The sequence below is a fragment of the Microcella humidisoli genome (assembly GCF_024362325.1).
GTDB lineage: Bacteria > Actinomycetota > Actinomycetes > Actinomycetales > Microbacteriaceae > Microcella > Microcella humidisoli.
In genome coordinates this window covers 836,106-857,371 of record NZ_CP101497.1, presented here as the reverse complement: position 1 = coordinate 857,371, position 21,266 = coordinate 836,106, and the positions used below count along the sequence as shown (strand labels likewise).

General features: G+C 69.4%; 21 protein-coding genes and 1 tRNA gene. 13 read left to right on the top strand and 9 right to left on the bottom strand.

Going from position 1 to position 21,266, the window contains the following annotated elements:
* Window positions 1-30 precede the first annotated feature (30 nt).
* From NNL39_RS04080 to NNL39_RS04065, 4 genes are all read left to right on the top strand, one after another.
* Window positions 31-2,541, top strand: a complete 2,511-nt coding sequence (locus NNL39_RS04080) for an ATP-dependent Clp protease ATP-binding subunit (protein ID WP_255160422.1) — start codon at window positions 31-33, stop codon at window positions 2,539-2,541.
* A 103-nt stretch (window positions 2,542-2,644) separates the two neighbouring features.
* On the top strand, window positions 2,645-3,160 hold the full coding sequence (locus NNL39_RS04075; protein ID WP_255160421.1) for an amino-acid N-acetyltransferase: 516 nt from the start codon (window positions 2,645-2,647) through the stop codon (window positions 3,158-3,160).
* Window positions 3,161-3,233: 73 nt separating this feature from the next.
* Window positions 3,234-3,848, top strand: coding sequence for a DUF4232 domain-containing protein (locus NNL39_RS04070; protein WP_255160420.1), 615 nt, complete (start codon window positions 3,234-3,236; stop codon window positions 3,846-3,848).
* A gap of 19 nt (window positions 3,849-3,867) precedes the next feature.
* A complete protein-coding gene (locus NNL39_RS04065; RefSeq protein ID WP_255160419.1) occupies window positions 3,868-4,329 on the top strand; it encodes an SseB family protein in 462 nt (153 codons plus the stop codon).
* A gap of 330 nt (window positions 4,330-4,659) precedes the next feature.
* On the opposite strand, the gene radA is transcribed toward NNL39_RS04065, so the two are convergent.
* From radA to NNL39_RS04050, 3 genes are read right to left on the bottom strand one after another with little or no spacing between them, the layout of a single operon-like run.
* The gene (radA, locus tag NNL39_RS04060; protein ID WP_255160418.1) at window positions 4,660-6,006 is read right to left on the bottom strand and encodes a DNA repair protein RadA; all 1,347 of its coding nucleotides are present in this window, start codon (window positions 6,004-6,006) and stop codon (window positions 4,660-4,662) included.
* A gap of 45 nt (window positions 6,007-6,051) precedes the next feature.
* Window positions 6,052-6,426, bottom strand: a complete 375-nt coding sequence (locus NNL39_RS04055; RefSeq protein WP_255160417.1) for a cupin domain-containing protein — start codon at window positions 6,424-6,426, stop codon at window positions 6,052-6,054.
* A gap of 35 nt (window positions 6,427-6,461) precedes the next feature.
* Window positions 6,462-7,112 (bottom strand): SGNH/GDSL hydrolase family protein, encoded by a 651-nt coding sequence (locus NNL39_RS04050; RefSeq protein WP_255160416.1) that lies wholly within the window; start codon window positions 7,110-7,112, stop codon window positions 6,462-6,464.
* Window positions 7,113-7,200: 88 nt separating this feature from the next.
* Here NNL39_RS04050 and NNL39_RS04045 point away from each other — a divergent pair.
* Window positions 7,201-7,291: transfer RNA gene (locus NNL39_RS04045), tRNA-Ser, on the top strand.
* Between the two features lie 259 nt (window positions 7,292-7,550).
* Window positions 7,551-8,564 carry a TerC family protein gene (locus tag NNL39_RS04040; protein WP_255160415.1) on the top strand — a complete coding sequence of 338 codons (1,014 nt, stop codon included), beginning with the start codon at window positions 7,551-7,553 and terminating at the stop codon, window positions 8,562-8,564.
* Between the two features lie 55 nt (window positions 8,565-8,619).
* Here NNL39_RS04040 and ppk2 read toward each other — a convergent pair whose 3' ends face one another.
* Complete coding sequence (ppk2, locus tag NNL39_RS04035) at window positions 8,620-9,441, bottom strand: polyphosphate kinase 2 (protein ID WP_255160414.1); 822 nt, start codon at window positions 9,439-9,441, stop codon at window positions 8,620-8,622.
* A gap of 92 nt (window positions 9,442-9,533) precedes the next feature.
* Between ppk2 and NNL39_RS04030 the strand changes: the two genes are divergently transcribed.
* Window positions 9,534-11,651, top strand: a complete 2,118-nt coding sequence (locus NNL39_RS04030; protein WP_255160413.1) for a heavy metal translocating P-type ATPase — start codon at window positions 9,534-9,536, stop codon at window positions 11,649-11,651.
* Here NNL39_RS04030 and NNL39_RS04025 read toward each other — a convergent pair.
* On the bottom strand, window positions 11,648-13,423 hold the full coding sequence (locus NNL39_RS04025) for an amidohydrolase (RefSeq protein ID WP_255160412.1): 1,776 nt from the start codon (window positions 13,421-13,423) through the stop codon (window positions 11,648-11,650). The genes NNL39_RS04030 and NNL39_RS04025 overlap by 4 nt on opposite strands.
* A gap of 176 nt (window positions 13,424-13,599) precedes the next feature.
* On the opposite strand from NNL39_RS04025, the gene NNL39_RS04020 reads away from it, so the two are divergent.
* The gene (locus NNL39_RS04020) at window positions 13,600-14,085 is read left to right on the top strand and encodes a glutathione peroxidase (protein WP_255160411.1); all 486 of its coding nucleotides are present in this window, start codon (window positions 13,600-13,602) and stop codon (window positions 14,083-14,085) included.
* 33 nt (window positions 14,086-14,118) lie between these two features.
* Window positions 14,119-15,234, top strand: a complete 1,116-nt coding sequence (locus NNL39_RS04015; RefSeq protein ID WP_255160410.1) for an AAA family ATPase — start codon at window positions 14,119-14,121, stop codon at window positions 15,232-15,234.
* Between the two features lie 22 nt (window positions 15,235-15,256).
* Here the strand turns inward: NNL39_RS04015 and NNL39_RS04010 are convergent, their stop codons facing one another.
* From NNL39_RS04010 to NNL39_RS04000, 3 genes are read right to left on the bottom strand one after another with little or no spacing between them, the layout of a single operon-like run.
* The gene (locus NNL39_RS04010; protein ID WP_255160409.1) at window positions 15,257-15,937 is read right to left on the bottom strand and encodes an RraA family protein; all 681 of its coding nucleotides are present in this window, start codon (window positions 15,935-15,937) and stop codon (window positions 15,257-15,259) included.
* Window positions 15,938-15,992: 55 nt separating this feature from the next.
* Window positions 15,993-16,637: an alpha/beta hydrolase gene (locus tag NNL39_RS04005; RefSeq protein WP_255160408.1), complete on the bottom strand. Its 645-nt coding sequence runs from the start codon at window positions 16,635-16,637 to the stop codon at window positions 15,993-15,995.
* Entirely contained in the window at window positions 16,634-17,602 is a 969-nt protein-coding gene (locus NNL39_RS04000) for a ring-cleaving dioxygenase (protein ID WP_255160407.1), read from the bottom strand. The genes NNL39_RS04005 and NNL39_RS04000 overlap by 4 nt, the downstream gene beginning before the upstream one ends.
* A gap of 106 nt (window positions 17,603-17,708) precedes the next feature.
* Here NNL39_RS04000 and NNL39_RS03995 point away from each other — a divergent pair, with 106 nt between their 5' ends.
* Both NNL39_RS03995 and NNL39_RS03990 read left to right on the top strand, forming a co-directional pair.
* Complete coding sequence (locus NNL39_RS03995) at window positions 17,709-18,065, top strand: hypothetical protein (protein WP_255160406.1); 357 nt, start codon at window positions 17,709-17,711, stop codon at window positions 18,063-18,065.
* 108 nt (window positions 18,066-18,173) lie between these two features.
* Window positions 18,174-18,353 (top strand): YegP family protein, encoded by a 180-nt coding sequence (locus NNL39_RS03990; RefSeq protein ID WP_255160405.1) that lies wholly within the window; start codon window positions 18,174-18,176, stop codon window positions 18,351-18,353.
* Between the two features lie 193 nt (window positions 18,354-18,546).
* On the opposite strand, the gene aspS is transcribed toward NNL39_RS03990, so the two are convergent.
* Window positions 18,547-19,887, bottom strand: a complete 1,341-nt coding sequence (gene aspS / locus NNL39_RS03985) for an aspartate--tRNA(Asn) ligase (protein WP_255160404.1) — start codon at window positions 19,885-19,887, stop codon at window positions 18,547-18,549.
* A gap of 105 nt (window positions 19,888-19,992) precedes the next feature.
* On the opposite strand from aspS, the gene NNL39_RS03980 reads away from it, so the two are divergent.
* Window positions 19,993-20,625 (top strand): histidine phosphatase family protein, encoded by a 633-nt coding sequence (locus tag NNL39_RS03980; protein ID WP_255160403.1) that lies wholly within the window; start codon window positions 19,993-19,995, stop codon window positions 20,623-20,625.
* Window positions 20,622-21,227, top strand: a complete 606-nt coding sequence (locus tag NNL39_RS03975; protein ID WP_255160402.1) for a TlpA family protein disulfide reductase — start codon at window positions 20,622-20,624, stop codon at window positions 21,225-21,227. The genes NNL39_RS03980 and NNL39_RS03975 overlap by 4 nt, the downstream gene beginning before the upstream one ends.
* Window positions 21,228-21,266: the final 39 nt, after the last annotated feature.

The window sequence follows — 21,266 nt, the reverse complement described above, 5'->3', positions numbered from 1 at the left end:
TGCGTCGGAATCGCGTGAGGAGAGTGCGAGATGTTCGAACGGTTCACTGACCGGGCCCGTCGTGTGGTGGTGCTGGCGCAAGAAGAAGCCAAGATGCTCAACCACAACTACATCGGTACCGAGCACATCCTCCTCGGCCTGATCCACGAGGGCGAAGGCGTCGCCGCGAAGGCGCTCGAGTCGCTCAACATCTCGCTCGACGCCGTGCGCGAGCAGGTGCAAGACATCATCGGCCAGGGGCAGCAGCAGCCGACCGGGCACATCCCGTTCACGCCGCGCGCCAAGAAGGTGCTCGAGCTCTCGCTTCGTGAAGCCCTGCAGCTCGGCCACAACTACATCGGTACCGAGCACATTCTGCTCGGACTCATTCGCGAGGGCGAGGGTGTCGCCGCGCAGGTGCTCGTCAAGCTCGGCGCCGACCTCAACCGCGTGCGCCAGCAGGTCATCCAGCTGCTCTCGGGCTACCAGGGCAAAGAGGCCGTCGCTGTCGGTGGCGACAGCCCCAGCCCCGACAAGGGCTCGCAGGTGCTCGACCAGTTCGGCCGCAACCTCACCGCGGCCGCGCGCGAAGGCAAGCTCGACCCCGTCATCGGGCGCGAGAAGGAGGCCGAGCGGGTCATGCAGATTCTCTCGCGCCGCTCGAAGAACAACCCCGTGCTGATCGGCGAGCCCGGCGTCGGCAAGACCGCCGTCGTCGAGGGCCTCGCCCAGGCCATCGTCAAGGGCGAGGTGCCCGAGACGCTGAAGGACAAGCAGCTGTACTCGCTCGACCTCGGTTCGCTCATCGCCGGCAGCCGCTACCGCGGTGACTTCGAGGAGCGCCTGAAGAAGGTCACGAAGGAGATCCGCACGCGCGGCGACATCATCGTCTTCATCGACGAGATCCACACCCTCGTCGGTGCGGGTGCCGCCGAGGGCGCGATCGATGCGGCGAGCATCCTGAAGCCGCTGCTGGCCCGCGGCGAGCTGCAGACCATCGGAGCGACCACGCTCGACGAGTACCGCAAGCACTTCGAGAAGGATGCTGCGCTCGAGCGCCGCTTCCAGCCCGTGCAGGTCAACGAGCCCTCGCTGCCGCACGCAATCAACATCCTCAAGGGGCTTCGCGACAAGTACGAGGCGTTCCACAAGGTCTCGATCACCGATGGCGCGATCGTCGCCGCGGTGAACCTGGCCGACCGCTACGTGCAAGACCGCTTCCTGCCCGACAAGGCGATCGACCTGATCGACGAGGCCGGCGCCCGCCTGCGTCTCTCGATCCTGTCGGCGCCGCCCGAGCTGCGGGAGTTCGACGAGAAGATCGCCGGCGTGCGCACCGAGAAGGAACTGGCGATCGAGAACCAGGACTTCGAGAAGGCCGCTTCGCTTCGGGACGACGAGAAGAAGCTGCTCGGTGAGCGGCTGCGTCTCGAGAAGCAGTGGCGCGCCGGTGAGGTCGCCGCGAGCGGCACCGTCGACGAGGGCGTCATCGCCGAGGTGCTCGCCCAGGCCACGGGCATCCCCGTCTTCAAGCTGACGGAGGAGGAGTCGAGCCGCCTCATCTTCATGGAGAAGGCCCTGCACCAGCGGGTCATCGGCCAGGAAGAGGCGATCTCGGTGCTCGCCAAGACGATCCGCCGCACACGCGCGGGCCTGAAAGACCCGAAGCGCCCGAGCGGCTCGTTCATCTTCGCCGGTCCCACGGGTGTCGGAAAGACCGAGCTCGCCAAGGCGCTCGCCGAGTTCCTGTTCGACGACGAGGGCGCGCTCATCGCGCTCGACATGTCGGAGTACGGCGAGAAGCACACCGTCTCGCGTCTCTTCGGTGCCCCTCCCGGGTTCGTCGGATTCGAGGAGGGCGGCCAGCTCACCGAGAAGGTGCGCCGCAAGCCGTTCAGCGTCGTGCTCTTCGACGAGATCGAGAAGGCGCACCCTGACATCTTCAACTCGCTGCTGCAGGTGCTCGAAGAGGGTCGCCTGACCGATGGTCAGGGCCGCGTCGTCGACTTCAAGAACACGGTCATCATCATGACGACCAACCTCGGCACGAAAGACATCACGGGTGGTCCGGTGGGCTTCACGCTCGAGGGCAACGCCGCGGCGTCGTACTCGGCCATGCGCGCGAAGGTCGTCGAAGAGCTCAAGAAGCACTTCAAGCCCGAGTTCCTCAACCGCGTCGACGAGACGATCGTCTTCCCGCAGCTGAACCAGGACGAGCTGCTGCAGATCGTCGACCTCTTCGTGAAGCGCCTGCGCGAGCGCCTGCTCGACCGCGACATGACGATCGAGGTGAGCGACGCCGCCAAGGCTCAGCTGATCAAGGTCGGCTGGGATCCGACGATGGGTGCCCGCCCGCTCCGGCGCGCGGTGCAGCACGAGATCGAAGACGCGCTGAGCGAGCGAATCCTGCACGGCGACCTCAACGCGGGCGACCACGTCGCGGTCGACTACGTCGACGGGGCCTTCACCTTCGCCACCACGCGCAAGGAGCTCGCGGCGGTCGAGGCCGGGGCGACCGCCTCGGCGTCGATCGGAGCGGACGAGCTGCCGCCCGTCGAGTAGCCCGCGCCCCGCATCCGATCGCCGGATGCTCGCACCCCGTCAGCGCCCCGTCCGGTCACCCCGGGCGGGGCGCTTCGGCGTGCGGCGGCCGTAGGCTTGCGACGTGACATCGACCGGGTTCAGCGTGCGGCGCGCGCGCACGAGCGACGTGCGCGCCATCAAGCAGCTCGTCGAGCCTCTCGTGCGGCAGCGGATCCTGCTCGGCAAAGAGCTCGTCGTGTTCTTCGAGTCGCTGCAGGAGTTTCGCGTCGCCGTCGATGATGCGACGGGCGAGGTCATCGGGTGCGGTGCTGTGCACGTCATCTGGGAAGACCTGGGCGAGATCCGCACGCTCGCGGCGAGCGATGCGTGGCGCGGGCGCGGTGTGGGCCACGCACTCCTGGCGAGCCTCGAGGACGACGCGCGCGACCTCGGCCTGCAGCGGCTGTTCTGCCTGACGTTCGAGGTCGACTTCTTCGCTCGCCACGGCTTCGCGCCCATCGACGAACAGCTGCTCGTCGACCCGGAGGTCTACGCCGAGCTCGTGCGCTCGCCCGACGAAGGTGTCGCCGAGTTCCTCGACCTCTCGCGCGTGAAGCCGAACACGCTCGGCAACACGCGCATGCTCAAGGTTCTGTAGAGACCCCTGAGCGTTCGGGCACACGCCGAGCGAGCATCCCGCCGTCGCCCCGAACCGGGCCTACCCTGGCGGCATGTCGACGATCCGCAACCCTGTCGGGCCGCTGCCGCCAGAGATCTACTGGCGCCGCCGCATCGTCGTGGGCATCGTCGCGCTCGCGGTCATCCTGATCATCGTGCTCATCATCGTGCGGCCCGGCACCGGCGCGCCCGCCGAGCAGCCGACCCCCGAGCCGACGACGAGCGAGACCGCAGCGGCGGGCGACCCGCTCACCGCCGGCGATGTCACCGCGTGCACGCCCGAGCAGGTCACCGTGACGCCGGTCACCGACGCGGCCTCGTACCCCTCGGGCGAGCAGCCCCTGCTGTCGCTGACGCTGCTCAACACGGGCACCGCGCCGTGCACCATGCAGGCGGGCAGCGACGTGCAGTCGTACGTCATCACCTCGGGCAGCGACCGCATCTGGGCCTCGGCCGACTGCCAGCAGCCGGGTGTGCCGGCCGAGGTGACCCTCGAGCCCGGTGAGCCGCTGTCGAGCTCGCCCTTCGCGTGGAGCCGCACGCGCTCGAGCGCCGACGACTGCGACGCCGAGCGCGACCCCGTCGTGGCGGGCGGCGCGACCTACCGGCTGAGCGTGAGCGTCGGCGAGTTCGAGGGCGACGGCGACCGCCCCTTCATCCTCAACTAGCCCCCGTAGGCTGTTCAGGATGCCCAAGAAGAAGCCCGCGAAACGCCCCGGCTCCTCGCAGCCGCGCCGCACCGCCTCCGGTCACCTGGCCCCGCTCCCGCCCTCGCTGCTCCCGCCCGAGCAGCGACTGGATGCCGCCCTCGAACGTCAAGACGCCGCCGCCGTGGCGTTCGCCTTGCGCAACGACCGCGTCATCGTCCCGTTGCTCATCACCGAGGGCCCGGCACAGGTGCGGGTGTTCCGCCGCGGCGAGTCCGACAAGTACATGCTGCTGCTCTTCTCGAGCCCGCAGACCTACATCGCGATGGTGCCCGACGAGCCCGAGCACCGGGTGCTGCCGTACGACGGCGCGACGCTGCGCGAATTCCTCGAGCAGAACATCGGCGTGCTCGAGGCCGTCTGGTTCGACGTCGCGGGCCCGCACGCGATGCAGGCCGAGCCGCAGGACGTGCTCGACGCGCTGCGTCTTGCCGCCGAGTAGTCGCTCGGCAGCGGTCGGATCGGCGGGGGGCTGCGTCGTCGGCCGGCCAATGCCGTGCGTTCCGGCTGGCGACGTGCGCCGCGGCGCACAGTCTCGACCGAAGTACACGTGTTCGGCGTCGACGCCCGCGCCTCGCGCCGATGTCGCGCACCCGACGTCAGAAACGTGGCACCCGCGGTGACCTGACGAGCGGGGTGAGGTGACCTGACGAGCGGCGTGAGGTGACCTGACGGGCGGCCTGCGGTGACCTGACGTGCACCGCGTGGTGGCCCGACCCGCTGACCGCTGCCCGCGGTGGCGAGGCTGGTGACACTGCCCGCGCGGGCGCGCTCAGAACTCGGGAACGTCGAGCTTCTCGTCGTGGGCGCTCGCGAACGCGAGCCGCACCGCCTCGCGCAGGTGCAGCGCCGAGGCGTCGACCACCGTGGTGTAGCCGAGGCGCGCGCCTTCCGCGGCGCGCTGCGCGGCGCCCGACACCGCGCGGATCTCGCCGGCAAGACTGATCTCTCCGATGGCGGCGAGGTGAGCATCCAGCGCCTTCTCGCGGCGGGCGCTCGCGACGGCCAGCGCGATCGCGAGGTCGGCCGCGGGCTCGGTCAGGCGGATGCCGCCCACAGTCGAGACGTACACGTCGAACCCGCTGAGTGGCATGCCGCAGCGGCGCTCGAGCACGGCGAGCAGCATGGCGACGCGCGACGAGTCGACGCCGTTGACGACGCGCCGGGGCTGGGGGGCGTTCGAGGCGACGATGAGCGCCTGCACCTCGACGGGCAGCGCACGGCGGCCTTCCATCGCGATGGCGACGCACGTGCCGCTCACGGGCGTGGTCGACCCCGAGCGGAAGAGGATCGACGGGTCGGCGACCTCGGCGATGCCGTCGCCCGTCATCTCGAAGCAGCCGACCTCGTCGGTCGGGCCGAAGCGGTTCTTGAGTGCGCGCACGAAGCGCAGCGCCGTCTGGCGGTCGCCCTCGAACTGGCACACGACGTCGACGAGGTGCTCGAGCAGGCGCGGGCCGGCGATCGTGCCGTCTTTCGTCACGTGGCCGACGAGAACGACGGGGATGTCGCGGTCCTTCGCGACGCGGATGAGCGTCGCCGCGACCTCCCGCACTTGGCTGACCCCGCCCGCGAGGCCGTCGACGAGCGAGGAGGCGACGGTCTGCACCGAGTCGACGATCACGAGGGCGGGCTGCACCTCGTCGATCTGGCCGAGGATCGTGGCGAGATCGGTCTCGCTCGCGAGGTACAGCTCGGGCGTCAGGGCGCCCGTGCGCCCGGCGCGCAGCCGCACCTGCGCCACCGACTCCTCGGCGCTCACGTAGAGCACGCGCTGGCCGAGCTTCGCGGCGCGCGCGGCGACCTCGAGCAGCAGCGTCGACTTGCCGACCCCGGGCTCGCCCGACAGCAGGATGGCGGCGCCGGGCACGATGCCGCCGCCGAGCACCCGGTCGAACTCGGCGATGCCCGTGGGCGTGTGGCTGCGCTCGCGCGGCTCGATCTCGGTGATGGGGCGCGCGGCCCGGCCCTCGGCAACCCGGGCCGGCGCGGTGTGCCGCGTCGGCGCATCCTTCTCGATGACGGTGCCCCATTGCTGGCACTCGCCGCACCGACCGGCCCACTTCAGGGTCGTCCAGCCGCACTCGGTGCAGACGAAGTTCGCGGTCGGCTTGGCCATGGTGGCTTCAGACTACGACGCACCACCGACCCCGACGATGCACCGTCAACCGCTCGGCAGCTGCCGCTCGATCGGCACAGTGCGGTCGACGACCACATCGCCCGTGTGGGCGGTCGTCACGGTCTCGATGAGCACGAGCTCGACCTCCTCGTCGGCGATCGGGTTGTGCCGCACACCGCGCGGCACGACGAAGAACTGACCGGGTTCGAGCACGACCTCGTCGTGACCCTCGAGCTGGATGCGCAGCCGGCCCGAGATGACCCAGAACAGCTCGTCCTCGTTCTCGTGCGCGTGCCAGACGAACTCGCCCAGCAGCTTCGCGACCTTCACGTACTGGTCGTTCACCTGGCCGATCACGCGCGGGGTCCAGTGCTCAGTGACCGTCGCGAGCTCGGCGGCGATCGTCGTCTTGTCGATCACAGTGACGTACTTCCTTTCTCTAGTACGGGTTCTCATCAACTCGCTGAAGGCAAGGCGCGCACTCGCTTCGCGAGTGCGCCAGCGAACGCCGACTCCCACACCCGGTAGCCGATCGCCGAGGGGTGGAACTGGTCCCACGCGAACTCCGGCCACGACCCCCAGCCGCGCCGCCTTTCGGTGACGCGGTGCAGGGGCGCGAAGGCCAGACCGCGGGCCCGCACGAGGTCGGCGATCGCGCGCGAGGCGTGCACCGCATCCCGTTCACGGTCACCGAAGTGGAAGCACGGCAGGTCGGCGACGATCGCGTGCGGCGGCAGCGCGGCCAGCAACCGCTCGAACTCGTCGACGAAGCGCTCGGCGTCGTGCGCGACCATGTCGTTGGCCCCGATCGCGACGGTCACGAGGTCGGGTTCGAGCTGCGCGAGCTGCGGCAGCTGCCGTTCGAGGGCGTCGTCGAGTCGGGCGCCGTAGCGCGACAGGTTGACGACGCGCACCGTGCGGCCCGTGAGCCGCTGCAGCCGCGCGGCGAGCAGGCCGACGTAGCTCGCGTCGATGCGGCGCGCGCCCACACCCTGCGCCGCCGAGTCGCCGATCGCCACGTAGAGCAGCTCGCCCGGCTGCCGGGCGCGTCGCGCCCATGCCCGACGCCGCGCGTTCGTGAACGGCGTGCGCAACGACCAGGTCATGCACGCATCGTAGCCACGACGAGTGGATGCTCACCCGCCGCTACCCGCCGGTTCGACCCGCCCGCCCGCCTGTACTAAACTCTCCCCCGGTGACGTGTCCGAGCGGCCGAAGGTGCAACTCTCGAAAAGTTGTGTGGGTGTTGAGCCCACCGTGGGTTCAAATCCCACCGTCACCGCCACTGCCCTGATGAAGGGCCGAGCTGTGTGCTCAGCGAAAACCCCCGACCTCGTGGTGCGGGGGTTTTTCGCTAGCGGGCGACAGCGTGCATGGTTCAGCGTGAGCGCCCCGATACCAGGTACACTCGGCGGGTCAAGGGGAGTATTCCTTCGAAGTCGACTCGTCAGTACGAGCACGCAACCGTGCTCCGGGCGGCTTGTCCTGGTTCTTCAGGGCGGAAGAGACCTTGGTCATTCGTCGATTGACCAAGGAGCACCCCTATGGGCGTCACGCCCCTCATCTGGATCATCACCATCGCGGTGACGGTCGCGTTCTTCATCTGGGAGTTCTACGCACATGTGCGTACCCCACACGAGCCCTCGATCGCCGAAGCGGCCAAGTGGTCGGTGTTCTACATCACGCTTGCCCTGATCTTCGGTGTGGGCGTCGGCATGGTGTCGGGGTGGCAGTTCGGCGGTGAGTACTTCGCCGGATACCTGACCGAGAAAGCGCTGTCGGTCGACAACGTCTTCGTCTTTCTGCTCATCATGACCGCTTTCGCGGTGCCCAAGATGTATCAGCAGAAGGTGCTCCTGATCGGCATCGCGATCGCTCTCGTGATGCGCGGCATCTTTATTGCCGTCGGCGCGACGCTCATCTCCAACTTCTCGTGGGTCTTCTACATCTTTGGTGCCCTGCTGCTCGTACTCGCGTACCGCCAGGCATTCGCCTCACACGACACTGACCCGCAGAACATCGGCATCGTCAAGTTCGCCCGCAGGCACCTGCCGTTCGTTGATCAGTATCACGGTGACAAGCTCTCGGTGAAGATCGACGGCAAGCGGTTCTTCACTCCCATGCTGCTCGTGATCGTGGCCATCGGCTTCGTCGACCTGATCTTCGCCGTCGACTCGATTCCGGCCATTTATGGCCTGACCGAAGAGGCCTACATCGTGTTCACCGCCAACGCCTTCGCGCTCATGGGTCTGCGCCAGCTCTACTTCTTGATCGGCGGACTGCTCGAACGACTCATCTACCTCGCTCAGGGTCTCGCCGTCATTCTCGCGTTCATCGGCCTCAAGCTCATCTCGCACGCCCTCAAGATCAATGAGCTGCCCTTCATCAACGGCGGCGAGCCGGTGAAGTGGATCCCCGAGATCCCCATCTGGTTCTCACTCGGGTTCATTGCGACGACCATCATCGTGGCGACCGTGCTGAGCCTTCTCAAGACGCGCAAGACGGCGAAGGCGACGCCAGAGGTGACCGAGGAGAAGACCGAGGAGGTCGCGAGCTAGCGACCGCTCCATGACGTCGCGGGCCTGACCGTCACACGGTCAGTCGGCTCGGTGCTCAACGACCGAGAGCGCTCGCGACGTCGGGTACGTGCTGGTGCTGCTCGCGCGGCGGCCGCTGATAGTCCGTGGCCGGCGGCCGATCCGGGATCGCGACCTTCTCGGGGTCGGCGCGCTCGTGGCGGATCTGACTGAGCAGGTGGCTGATGAGATTGATGCGGGATGCCCGCTTGTCGTCGCTCTCGATGGTCCACCACGGCGCCTCGGGAATATCGGTCGCGGCGAACATGGCGTCTTTCGCGCGCGAGTAGTCCTCCCAGCGCTTGATCGACTCGAGATCGGTGGGCGAGAGCTTCCAGCGGCGCAGCGGGTCGTCGACCCGCGCGGCGAAGCGGTTCTGCTGCACGTCGTCGGAGACCGAGAACCAGTACTTCAGGAGGAGGATGCCGTCGTCGACGAGCAAGCGCTCGACGACGGGCACTTGGCGGAGGAAGCGCTGGTACTCGTCGTCGGTCGAGTAGCCCATGACCCGCTCGACGCCCGCACGGTTGTACCACGAGCGATCCATCAGCACGATCTCACCTGCGGTCGGCAGCCGCTCGATGTAGCGCTGGAAGTACCACTGGCCCCGCTCGCGCTCTGAGGGCTGGGGCAGGGCCACGATGCGCGCGTGCCGCGGATTGAGGTATTCCATGACGCGCTTGATCGCGCCGCCCTTGCCGGCGGCGTCGCGCCCTTCGAAGATGACGACGACGCGACGACCGGTCGCGATGACCCACTGCTGCATCTCGACGAGTTCGATCTGCAACCGCGTGAGCTCGGCCTCGTAACGCTTCTTGGGCACGCGCGGGGGATGCCCGCCGGCTTTCTTCTTCGCCATCGTCCGTCCTCGCCTTGAGGGCACACTGTACGCCCCGGATGCCCACAGGTCGAGGGGTTGACCCATACCCAGGGGGGGTATATGTTGTGCGCATGAACACCACGCATGGCACCCACGACCAGCAGGCAACTCTCGACGAGCACGCCGGTCATCAGGCTCACGCGGGCCACGAGGCTCACGATGCTCACGGCGGTCACGGCGGTCACGCCGGCCACGGCGACCACGTCGCCCAGTTCCGCCGCCTCTTCTGGTGGAACCTCCTGCTCGCCCTCCCCGTCGTCGGCTTCAGCGCGATGTTCGCGATGATCCTGGGCTACGAGTTGCCGGGCATCCCGAGCATCGAATGGGTCTCGCCCGTGCTCGGTACCGTCATCTTCGTATGGGGCGGTCGCCCGTTCCTCACGGGCGCCGTCGACGAGCTGAAGGCCCGCAAGCCCGGCATGATGCTGCTGATCGGCTTGGCCATCACAACGGCGTTCCTCTCGAGCATGGGCGCGAGCCTCGGCCTGCTCTCGCACGAGCTCGACTTCTGGTGGGAACTCGCGCTGCTCGTCGTCATCATGCTGCTCGGCCACTGGATCGAGATGCGGTCGCTCGCCCAGACCACGAGCGCGCTCGACTCGCTCGCGGCCCTGCTGCCCGATGAGGCCGAGCGCGTCACCGACGGCGGGGTCGAGACGGTCCGCCCCGATGAGCTCGGCGTCGGCGACCTCGTCATCGTGCGACCGGGCGCGCGCGTGCCGGCCGACGGAACGATCGCCGACGGCTCGGCCTCCTTCGACGAGTCGATGATCACCGGAGAGTCGCGAACCGTGCGCCGCGAGCCAGGCGACCACGTCGTCGCCGGAACGGTGGCGACCGATTCAGGGGTTCGCGTCTCGATCACGGCCGTTGGCGATGACACGGCGCTCGCGGGCATCCGTCGCCTCGTCGCCGATGCGCAAGCTTCGACCTCGCGCGCGCAGCGCCTCGCCGATGTTGCCGCCGCCTGGCTGTTCTGGTTCGCCCTCGGGGCGGCCGCGATCACGGCGATCGTCTGGTTCTCGCTCGGGATGCCCGGCGACGCGATCATCCGCACCATCACCGTGCTCGTCATCGCGTGCCCCCACGCGCTCGGCCTCGCGATCCCGCTCGTCGTGTCGATCGCCACCGAGCGCGCGGCCCGCGGTGGCGTGCTGGTCAAGGACCGCCTCGCGCTCGAGCGGATGCGCACCGTGAGCGCCGTGCTGTTCGACAAGACCGGCACCCTCACGAAGGGCGCTCCGTCCGTGACCGCCGTCGAGGCTGCGGGCCCCCACACGGAGGACGAGCTGCTCGCGCTCGCCGCCGCCGCCGAGACCGACAGCGAGCACCCGCTCGCCAAGGCCATCGTGCGGGCGGCGACGGAGCGCGATCTCAGTATTCCGACCGCCACGGAGTTCACCTCGAGCCCCGCGCTCGGCGTCACGGCCATGGTCGACGGGCGCACCGTCAGCGTCGGCGGCCCCGGCATGCTCGAGCGTCACGGCGCCGGCGAGCTCGCCGTCGCCGACACCTGGCGCGGGCAGGGCGCGATGATCCTGCACGTGCTCGTCGACGACGAGGTGGTCGGCGCGCTCGCGCTCGCCGACGAGGTGCGGGCCGAATCGCGGCTGGCGGTGGATGCCCTGCATAACCTCGGCATCACCGTCGTCATGATCACCGGCGACGCGGAGGCCGTGGCGCACTCGGTGGCCGCCGAGCTCGGCATCGACCGCGTCTTCGCCGGAGTTCGCCCGCAGGACAAGGCGGCGAAGGTCGCCGAGCTGCAGGCCGAGGGCCTCAGTGTCGCGATGGTCGGCGACGGCGTCAACGACGCCCCGGCGCTCGCCGCGGCCGATGTCGGCATCGCGATCGGCGCCGGCACCGATGTGGCCATCGGCTCGGCCGGGGTGATCCTCGCGAGCGACGACCCGCGCTCGGTGCTCTCGGTTATCGAGCTCTCACGCGCGAGCTACCGCAAGATGCAGCAGAACCTGTGGTGGGCCGCGGGCTACAACCTCATCTCGGTGCCGCTCGCGGCGGGCGTGCTCGCGCCCATCGGCTTCATCCTTCCGATGTCGATCGGGGCGCTGCTCATGTCGGCCTCGACGGTCGTGGTCGCGCTCAACGCGCAGCTGCTGCGCCGGCTCGACCTGAGGCCTGACCGGGTCGGAGACGTCGCCCGCGAGCGATCGTCGAGCTCGACCTAGAGCTCTTGGTGCCGAATAACCCCATCCATGAGGGTCAGCACGACTCGTGCTGAGCTGATCTGCGCGGGCGGGAGATCGAACAGGTTCTTGTCCAGCACGATGAGGTCGGCCCGCTTGCCGACCTCGATCGTGCCCACCGTGTCGTCGAGCCTCAGTTGGAATGCGGCGTCGATGGTGTTCGCACGGAGGGCCTCGTCGAGCGTGATGCGCTCGTCGGCAGGCGTGAGCGGCTCGGTGGAGTCTTCCCGTCCGAGTTCTTGACGCGTCACCGCGATCTGGATCGCTTTGAGCGGCTCGTAGGTGCTGTAGTGACTGGCGGCCGGCCAGTCAGTACCGAGCGTGAGCCGCGCACCAGTGCGCAGGTGCGTGCCGAAGCGGTACGTCGAGTTCGCCCGCTCGTCTCCCCATCGCTCCCGAGTCACACCATTCCAGAACGCATCCGGAACGGCCCACTGCGAGGTGAATTGCCCGATGACGCCGAGCTCGGCGAACCGAGGCAGATCGGCGTCATTGACGACGACGAGGTGCGCCATCGTGTGGCGGCGGTCGCGAGGAGGGTTGGCCGAGATCGCCTTCTCGAGCGCGTCGAGGGTCACACGGATGCCGCGGTCGCCGAATGAGTGGAAGTGCAGATCGAGACCCTCGAGATCGGCACGGAGGACGGTCTCGTTGAGCACGTCGATCGGCAGGATCGTGTCTCCGGAGGTTGAGGGGTCATCGCTGTAGGGCTCGAGCATTGCGGCGGTACGTTGCGCGTCTCCGCCATCGATGTTGATCTTGAGCACGCGTGCGCTGACGAGCTCGGTGGCGAAACGATCGCGCAGTCCCGTGATGATCGGCACCGGGTCGACCGCGGGATCGAAATGGTAGAACGACCCGACGAGCCGGAAGGGCAGGGCCCCGCGCCGCTCGAAGTCGCTGTAGATCTCAAACCCCTCTTCTTCAGGAATCAGGATGATTCCCGCGTCGAACAGGCTGGTGATGCCCGCTGCCGAGGCCTTCGGCATCCAGTCGGCGAGAGCATCCACGATGTACTCACCGGTGTAGGGGGCGATCGGCATCAGCACACTGAAGATGGCGGCGACTTCGACGAGCCAGCCGGTCGGTTCACCCGACTCGTCGCGCTGGAAGAAGCTGAAGCCCGGGTTGGGGTCGGGTGCGTCACGCGTCACGCCCGCGAGCTCGAGCGCGCGCGAGTTAGCCCACGCCGAGTGGCCATCGATCGCAAAGAGCACGACCGGTGTGTCGGGCCAGATTGCATCGAGATCGGCCTTGACGGGTCCGGTCGGAGGAAAGGCGGTATAGCGCCACCCGAAGCCGCGCACGATGTCGACGGCGCCGATCTCGTCCTTGTACGACCGCAGCGCCGCGAGGGTCTCGTCGAGCGTGTCGAACTGCAGATCAACGCCACGTGTGATGGTGCTGCCGACGATGGGGTGGATGTGCGCTTCGACGAAGCCGGGCAGGAGCATCCGGCCGTCGAGATCGACCACGCGTGCGCTGGAGTCTTCGAAGGCCGAAGCGCCTTCGTCATCGCCGACGTAGATGATCTCGCCGTGATCGATGACGACGGCACTCTCGATCGATGCTCCCGCGACCGCGGTATAGACCACCCCGTTCCTGAAGACGATGTGCTCGCCCGAGGCGCGGGCGAGCGCGTCCGGTCGTCCGTCGAGACGCGCCGGGTCGTCGGACGACGGCCGTCTCGTGATCCACGCCTCGCGTGCATCTTGCTTCTTGACGTACTCGGCCCAATCACATGCGAGGCACATGAGACTCCCTTCCACCACCTGTCGTGGGGTCGGCTCGCGTCGTCAGGGTCGGCCCTCGCGGTCAACCTAACAGCGAAAGAAGAGGAATGCACCGGTTATCTCGAGTGAATGCGGCATGAACACTCAGCACAGGTGACACGCCGCGCCCGCTCAGGCGCGCGCCATACGCTTCTTCCATGACGACGCTCGTGGATGCCCCGCTCACCATGCTCGACGGCCGGGCGACCACGTTCGGCGAGTTCGCCGGCAAGGTCGTACTCGTCGTCAACGTGGCATCGCGCTGCGGGCTCGCTCCGCAGTACGCCGACCTCGAGCAGCTGCAGAAGACCTACGGCGACCGCGGCTTCACCGTGCTCGGCGTGCCCTCGAACCAGTTCCTGCAAGAACTGTCGAGCGAGGAGAAGATCGCCGAGTACTGCAGCACGACGTGGGGCGTCACGTTCCCGATGACCGAGAAGGCGAAGGTCAACGGCAAGAAGCGGCACCCGCTCTACGCTGAGCTCGTGCAGGCGCCCGATGCGCACGGCATGGCCGGCCCCGTCACGTGGAACTTCGAGAAGTTCCTCGTGCTGCCGAGCGGCGAGGTGCACCGCTTCCGTCCCAACGTGAAGCCCGATGCGCCCGAGATCGTGGCGCTCATCGAAGCGAACCTGCCGAGCTGAGCATCCGTCGGTCGTCGCCTTTAGGCTGACGCCATGCTGCGCACCCTGGCCGTCGAGAACTATCGGTCGATCCAGCACCTCATCGTCGAGCTGTCGCCGCTCACCGTGGTGACGGGTGCCAACGGCAGCGGCAAGTCGAACCTCTACCGCGCGCTGCGACTGCTCTCAGAGGTGGTGCGCGAGGGGGCTCTGCGCTCTCTGGCCGCCGAAGGCGGGCTGCGCAGCGCCCTGCACGCGGGTGATCGCCGCGGCCGCGACGCCGTTGCGCTGCGGCTCGGGTTCGCCGCCGATGAGCTGTCGTACGCCATCGACCTGGGGCTTCCGCAGCCCGGCGTCAGCCCCTTCCCCCTCGACCCCGAGGTGAAGAGCGAGGTCGTCTGGGCGGGCGAGACGCTGCGGCCCTCGACCACCGCCGCCGACCGCCGGTCTCTTCGGGTTCGCGTGCGCGGGGCATCCGGCACCCTCGAGATCGCGCCGTGGAGCGTGCACCCCACCGAATCGATGCTCGCGACGCTGGCCGACCCCGACTCGGCACCCGAGCTCTTCGCGCTACGGGAGCGGGCGCGCGGCTGGCGGTTCTTCGATGCGCTGCGCACGGACCCGGATGCTTCCGCCCGGCGCCCCGGCCCGGCGACCTTCACGCCGGTGCTCTCGGGCGACGGCGGCACGCTGCCGGGCGCCCTGGCGACTCTGCTGCGGGTCGGCAACGCGGAGGCGCTGCAGCGCGCCATCGGCGATGCCTTCGACGGGGCCCGGGCTGTCGTCGAGGAAGACGATCGGGGGATCGCCCGCGTCGGTCTGCAGCAGCCGGGCATCTCCCGCTCGTTCGAGGCCGCGGAGTTGAGCGATGGCACGCTGCGGTTCCTGCTGCTCGCGACGGTGCTGCTCGCACCGCGCCCTCCCGGGTTGCTCGTGCTCAACGAGCCCGAGGCGAGCCTGCACCCTCGGCTGCTGCCGGCGCTCGCCGGACTCATCGCCCTTGCCGCCCAGCAGACGCAGGTCGTCGTGGTCTCGCACGCGGACGGGCTTGTGCGGGCGCTGCGCGACGACGCCGGGGTCATCGAGCTCGAACGCGCGGGCGCGGCGACGACCGTGCGCGGCCAGCTGCCGCTCGAGGGTCCGGCCTGGACCTGGCCGAGCCGCACGTGAGGTCGAGAGCTTCGGTCGCCCGTCAGACCTCGATCGCGCCGCCGCGCTCGGCGAGGTAGCGCCGCAGGCTGAGGTCGGGCTCGGCCGCTTGTCGCGCGCGGTACGCCGCGAAGTCGAGCTGCGCCCGCAGGCTCTCGCCGCCGCGCATGCGCTCGGCCTGCGCGAGCTCGATCGCCTGAATCTGCCGCGCGGCCTCGGCCACCTGCGGCCACGCGGACGCGGCGATCACGAGCACGCCGTCGTCGTCGGCCGCGATCACGTCGTCAGCCGTCACTTCGACCCCGTCGAGCCACGCCGAGCGCATGGCGCGGCCGGCCGGGGGCACGCGGCGCGGTCCGGCCGGCAACGCCCCCCGGCTGTGCAGCGGGATGCCCATCTCGACGATCTGCGCCGTGTCGCGGTGCCGGCCCCACACGACGAGCCCGGCGAGCCCCGCCTCGCGTGCCTCGAGCGCGACGAGGTCGCCCACGCAGGCCTCGTCATCGCGCCCGCCGTTGTCGACCACGAGCACGGCGCCCGGTGGAGCGTCGTCGATCGCCTCGAGGAAGACGTCGACGCTGCCCGCGTGTGTCACGGGCATCGCCGGCCCGGCGACGGGCGCGTGCGGCGCGATCGGCCGCAGCGAGGCCGGGCCGAGGCGCAGCGGAACCCCGAGCCGCACGCAGGCGTCGGCGAGAGCGGCAGTGGGCGCGGGGTCGGTCATGGGGCTCCCTCTGATCGGTCGGGCGGTGCCAGACTCGCACACCGCCCGCGCGCTGTCAGCGGGCCAACCACTCCTGTGCGGCCTGCAGCTCGGTGCTGTCGATGCCGTGGCCGCCGGGTCGGCTGATGCGGGTCACGGATGCCCCGTGCTGCGTCGCCGTGCGCTCGAGCACGTCGACACTGCCGGCGGGGGCCATGGGGTCGCCGGTGCCGTTGAGCAGCAGCAGCTCCACCCCAGTCGCATCGCCAATCGGGTCGCGGTCGCCGAAGGGGTACATGCCCGAGAACGCCACCACTCGGGTGAGCACGCCCGGGTGGAGCAGGGCGGTCGCGAGGGCGATGTTGGCGCCGTTGCTGAATCCGACGGCGGTGAGCGGAGCATCCGCCAGCGCGTACTCCTCGCGCGCCGCCGTGATGAACGCGGCGAGCTCGCCCGCACGCACGATCACGTCATCGACGTCGAAGACACCCTCGCCCATGCGACGGAACCAGCGGGATGCACCGCCCTCGCGCACCCGCCCGCGCGGCGAGAGCACCGACGCGCGGGGGTCGAGGGGGGTGGCGAGGGCGGTGATCTCGGTCTCGGTTCCGCCCGTGCCGTGCAGCGTCAGCAGCACGGGTGCGCCCGGCTCGCCGGGCACGAACACGTGGGGCCAGGCCGCGAGCCCGCCTTCGGGCAGGGCGACGGTGCTGCCGGTCATGCGGCGACCTCGGGGTTGTTCTCGTCGGGCACCGAGATCGGGATCACGGCGTGCTCGATCTGCTCGCGCGAGGGCTCGAGCCACGGCGGCAGCTTGAGCGAGCGACCGAGCTCGAGCAGGGGCTCGTCGATGTCGAAGCCGGGGGTGTCGGTCGCGATCTCGAAGAGCACGCCGCCCGGCTCGCGGAAGTAGATGCTCGTGAAGTACTGGCGGTCGAGGATCTCGGTGACGCGGTGACCCTTGCTCGCGAGCTCGTCGCGCCACAGCTGCTGCGTGGTCTGGTCGGGCACCCGGAAGGCGATGTGGTGCACGGTGCCACCGGCGGTGAGGCCCGGCTGCACGAGGTTCGAGGCGTGCACGTCGACGAGGGCGCCGGGCATGCCGTCGCCCGCGGCGAGCCGGGTGCGGTTGCCCTCGGTCTCGACCACGCGCATCCCCAGGTCATTGACCATGAGGGCGATCGTCTGCTCGGCGTCGCGCACGGTGAGCACACTCGAGTGCTGGCCGCGGATGGCGTGCTCGGCGGGCACGCTCGCCGAGTCCCACGGGTCGCGCGGGTCGTGCTCGTGCGTCGCGACGAGCTCGATCTGCAGGCCGTCGGGGTCGTGCACGAGCAGGCGCTCTTCGCTCGAGGAGGTCGAGGTGATGCGCGCCTCGGCGCCGACCGAGGCGAAGTGGTCGACCCACCAGCCGAGCGAGCCCGCGGGCACCGAGAAGGCCGTCGAGGTCGACTGGCCCGCACCGATGCGTCCGGGCTGGATGCCGCGCCACGGGAAGAAGGTCATGAGGGTTCCCGGGCGGCCCGACTCGTCGCCGTAGTAGAGGTGGTAGGTGCCCGGGTCGTCGAAGTTGACGGTCTTCTTCACGAGCCGCAGGCCGAGGCCGGTGATGTAGAAGTCGATGTTCTTCTGGGGGTCGCCCGCGATCGCGGTGACGTGGTGCAGGCCCTGCGTGGGTGCGGTCATGACCGATGCTCCTTCGTGTGGTCGCTCGATGATATCGATGCAAACGCATAGACCGCTACCCCTATTCCCCCGGCGGCTGTTCAGGCTCGCCGCTTAGCGTGATCGCATGCTCGAACCGCTTCGGCAACTGCTGCGCCGTCCCGCCCCACCGGCGGAGTACTGCGCGACGATCGTCGTCATGAGCGCCGTGACGAAGCTGGATGCGCTCGCCATCGTCGCCCTCGCCGTCGACAGCCCCGTCGAACAGCAGCGCACGATGAGCCCCTACGTGCTGCTCGACGGCGCCCACCGCGACGGCGCGTGGGTCGAGATCGAGATCCCCAAGTTCGGCGAGCCGCCGCCGCTCGCGATCGACGTCTACTCGACGATCAGCGACGACCACGCGCGGCTGCAGGCCCTCACGCTGCTGGCCCAGCTGGAGCAGTACACCGGCTGGCGCATCCGCCCCGACTTCGCGGCCTGATCACGCGCGTCGGCGCTCGTTCGCGGCAGGGTCTGGCGGGTCGCGCGGCGGGCGCATAGCATCCCGAACAGGGTCGGCATCGTGGCCGTCCACAGACGGGAGAGACCGATGAAGTTCGAGATCGTCAAGGGCAAGAGCGAGAAGCAGCCGTACTTCTGGCGCATCGTGTCGAGCAACGGCCAGACGCTCGCGGTGAGCGAGAACTACGTACAGAAGTCGTCGGCGAAGAGCGCCGTCGAGTCGGTCATGAAGAACGCCGCGGGTGCGACGGTCGTCGACCTGACCTAGGCGAGCGTTCCGCCCGCGCCCGACCTCGCGCCCGACCTCGCGCCCGACCTCGCGCCCGACCGTGGATGGTCGTCCGCGCAATGACACCGCCCGTTCGCCATGACAATGAACGTTCACGGTCATCGCCAACGCGCCGCCTCATGGCTCGAGGCGGTGCGGTGCGGGGCGTGCCGCGCGCGGGTGGCCCCGGGCCCTACGGCAGCAGGCGGGTCGGTCCGCGGAACAGGTACGTCGTCTCGCGGATCGAGCCGAGCCCCAGCATGAGCATGAGCACGCGCGCGAGTCCCATCCCGAAACCGCCGTGCGGCGGCACGCCGTAGCGGAAGAAGTCGAGGTAGAACTCGAGCTCCTCCGGCTCGAGGCCCTTCTCCTTCGCCTGCGCGATGAGCACGTCGACGCGGTGCTCGCGCTGCGCGCCGGTCGAGATCTCGGTGCCGTTGTAGAGCAGGTCGTAGCTGTTCGTGATGCTCGGGTCGCCCTCACGGCGCATGTGGTAGAACGGCCGGATGCCCGTGGCGTAGTCGGTGACGAACACGAAGTCGCTGCCGTGGTTGGCCTTCACCCAGGCGCTCAGGCGGCGCTCGCCCTCGGGGTCGAGATCGCCGTCGGCGCGGGGGATCTCGTAGCCGCCGTCGGCGACGATCTGGCGCGCCTCGGCGAGCGGGATGCGGGGGAACGGCATCGTGGGCACGCTCACCTCGACCCCGAACGCGGCCTCGATCGCGGCACCGTGCTTCTCGACGACAGCGGTGAACCCGGCAACCAGGAGCTGCTCGTGCATCGCCATGACGTCCTCGTGCGAGTCGATCCAGCTGACCTCGGCGTCGATCGACGTGAACTCGGTAGCGTGGCGCGAGGTGAACGACGGGTCGGCGCGGAACGCGGGCGCGATCTCGAAGACCTTGCCGAAGCCGGCCGGCTGCGCCATCTGCTTGAAGAACTGCGGGCTCTGAGCGAGGTAGGCCTTCGTCTCGAAGTACTCCATCTCGAAGAGCTCGGCACGGCTCTCCGACGCGCTCGCCATGAGCTTGGGCGTGTGGATCTCGATGAAGTCGCGCTCGACCCACCAGCTGCGCAGCGCATGCTCGAAGGTGGTCTGGATCTTGAAGATGAGCGAGGCCTCGGGGCGCCGCAGGTCGAGGAAGCGCCAGTCGAGACGCTTGTCGAGGCTCGAGTCGTCGGCGATGGGGGTCTCGGGCAGGGCCTCGCTCACGACCTCGAGCGCGGCGATCTTCACCTCGATGCCGCCCAGCTTGACGCGCTCGTCGTGCTTGAGCTCGCCGGTGATGCGCACCATCGTGCCGTGGGCGAGCCCGCCGATCGTCTCGGTGAGCGCGGCGGCGGCGAGCTCCTCGGCCGAGGCGCCCTCCTCGAGGTCGCGCGTCGCCGGGTTCACGAGCTGCACGGCCCCCGACTCGTCGCGCAGGATGACGAACTGCACCTTCTTCTGATCGCGCACCGTCTCGACCCATCCGGCGACGGTCACGGGGCCGTCGGGCAGGGGGGCGAGGTGCGCGATCACGGTGCGAGTCATGAGGCCCAAGCCTACCGGCGGGGAGAGGGGCTCTCGGCGGCGGCGCTGTGCTGCCCGGCCGCCGCTCTCGGCGGCGCCAAAGGCGCCGAACTCTAGACTGGGCGCATGCCCGCCGACCTCGTTCATCTCGTGCGCCACGGCGAGGTGCACAACCCCGCGCACGTGCTCTACGGGCGGCTCGAGGGGTTCGGGCTCAGCGACCTCGGGCATCGCATGGCCGCCGCGGCCGTCACGGGTCTGGCCGGGCATCCGGTGACCGCCCTCTACGCCAGCCCCCTGCAGCGCGCGCAGGAATCGGCGGCACCGTGGGCCGAGGCGTTCGGCCTCGACATCCGCACCGACGAGCGCCTCATCGAGCCGACCAATCGCTTCGAGGGCAAGCGCATGGACGGCCGCACGATCGCCGACCCGCGCAACTGGCACCTGCTGCGCAATCCCCGCCTACCGAGCTGGGGCGAGCCCTTCGCCGACGTCGCGGCACGGATGCTCGCCGCGATGAACGAGGCGCGCGAGACCGTCGACGCGGGTGAGGTCGTCATGGTCAGCCACCAGTTGCCGATCTGGATGGCGCACCGCGCGCTTGCCGGCGAGCCGCTGCACCACGACCCGCGCAAGCGCCGGTGCTCGCTCTCGAGCGTCACGAGCTTCACGTGGGCCGAGGGCCGCTTCGCTGAGACCGGCTATCAGGAGCGCGGCGCAGAATTGCTCAACGAGGCCACCGACCTAGGAGCAGTGTGAGCACCCGCGTACGCCGCAGCACCGTCATCGCGCTCGCCCTCGTGAGCGCCGCCGTGCTGTCGGGCTGCACCGCCAACGACGACCTCGCCGAGCTGTACCGCTCGGGCAACGGTCAGGGCTACATCTCGGGCGACGGCGCGTACACGGTCATCGCCGAGGCCGACCGGGGCGAGCCCATCGAGTTCACCGGGGTCATCGAGAACGGCGACACGGTCTCGAGCGACGACTACCGCGGCGAGGTGCTCGTCGTGAACTTCTGGTACGCCGGATGCCCGCCCTGCCGGCTCGAGGCCCCCGACCTCGAAGCGCTCGCGCAGCAGTTCGCCGCCGATGGCGTGAGCTTCCTGGGCGTCAACATCTACGACCAGGCGCCGACCGCGCTGTCGTTCGCCGAGGAGTTCGGCGTGACCTATCCGTCGATCCTCGACGTCAACGATGGCGCCGTGCGTCTCGCGTTCGCCGGTCAGGTGGCGCCCACGGCCGTGCCCACGACGCTCGTGCTCGACCAGGAGGGGCGCGTCGCCGCCCGCATCGCCGGACTCGTGAGCGAGCCGAGCGTGCTGCGCTCGATGATCAGCGACACTCTGGCCGAAGCGTCGTGACCGGCCTCGCGGTCGCTGTCGGCGGCCCCCTCGCTCAGG

Coding starts and splice junctions, on each gene's coding strand:
- NNL39_RS04080 (WP_255160422.1), top strand. CDS start 31: ATGTTCGAACGGTTCACTGACCGGGCCCGTCGTGTGGTGGTGCTGGCG.
- NNL39_RS04070 (WP_255160420.1), top strand. CDS start 3,234: ATGTCGACGATCCGCAACCCTGTCGGGCCGCTGCCGCCAGAGATCTAC.
- NNL39_RS04065 (WP_255160419.1), top strand. CDS start 3,868: ATGCCCAAGAAGAAGCCCGCGAAACGCCCCGGCTCCTCGCAGCCGCGC.
- radA (WP_255160418.1), bottom strand. CDS start 6,006: ATGGCCAAGCCGACCGCGAACTTCGTCTGCACCGAGTGCGGCTGGACG.
- NNL39_RS04050 (WP_255160416.1), bottom strand. CDS start 7,112: ATGACCTGGTCGTTGCGCACGCCGTTCACGAACGCGCGGCGTCGGGCA.
- NNL39_RS04040 (WP_255160415.1), top strand. CDS start 7,551: ATGGGCGTCACGCCCCTCATCTGGATCATCACCATCGCGGTGACGGTC.
- ppk2 (WP_255160414.1), bottom strand. CDS start 9,441: ATGGCGAAGAAGAAAGCCGGCGGGCATCCCCCGCGCGTGCCCAAGAAG.
- NNL39_RS04030 (WP_255160413.1), top strand. CDS start 9,534: ATGAACACCACGCATGGCACCCACGACCAGCAGGCAACTCTCGACGAG.
- NNL39_RS04025 (WP_255160412.1), bottom strand. CDS start 13,423: ATGTGCCTCGCATGTGATTGGGCCGAGTACGTCAAGAAGCAAGATGCA.
- NNL39_RS04020 (WP_255160411.1), top strand. CDS start 13,600: ATGACGACGCTCGTGGATGCCCCGCTCACCATGCTCGACGGCCGGGCG.
- NNL39_RS04015 (WP_255160410.1), top strand. CDS start 14,119: ATGCTGCGCACCCTGGCCGTCGAGAACTATCGGTCGATCCAGCACCTC.
- NNL39_RS04010 (WP_255160409.1), bottom strand. CDS start 15,937: ATGACCGACCCCGCGCCCACTGCCGCTCTCGCCGACGCCTGCGTGCGG.
- NNL39_RS04005 (WP_255160408.1), bottom strand. CDS start 16,637: ATGACCGGCAGCACCGTCGCCCTGCCCGAAGGCGGGCTCGCGGCCTGG.
- NNL39_RS04000 (WP_255160407.1), bottom strand. CDS start 17,602: ATGACCGCACCCACGCAGGGCCTGCACCACGTCACCGCGATCGCGGGC.
- NNL39_RS03995 (WP_255160406.1), top strand. CDS start 17,709: ATGCTCGAACCGCTTCGGCAACTGCTGCGCCGTCCCGCCCCACCGGCG.
- NNL39_RS03990 (WP_255160405.1), top strand. CDS start 18,174: ATGAAGTTCGAGATCGTCAAGGGCAAGAGCGAGAAGCAGCCGTACTTC.
- aspS (WP_255160404.1), bottom strand. CDS start 19,887: ATGACTCGCACCGTGATCGCGCACCTCGCCCCCCTGCCCGACGGCCCC.
- NNL39_RS03980 (WP_255160403.1), top strand. CDS start 19,993: ATGCCCGCCGACCTCGTTCATCTCGTGCGCCACGGCGAGGTGCACAAC.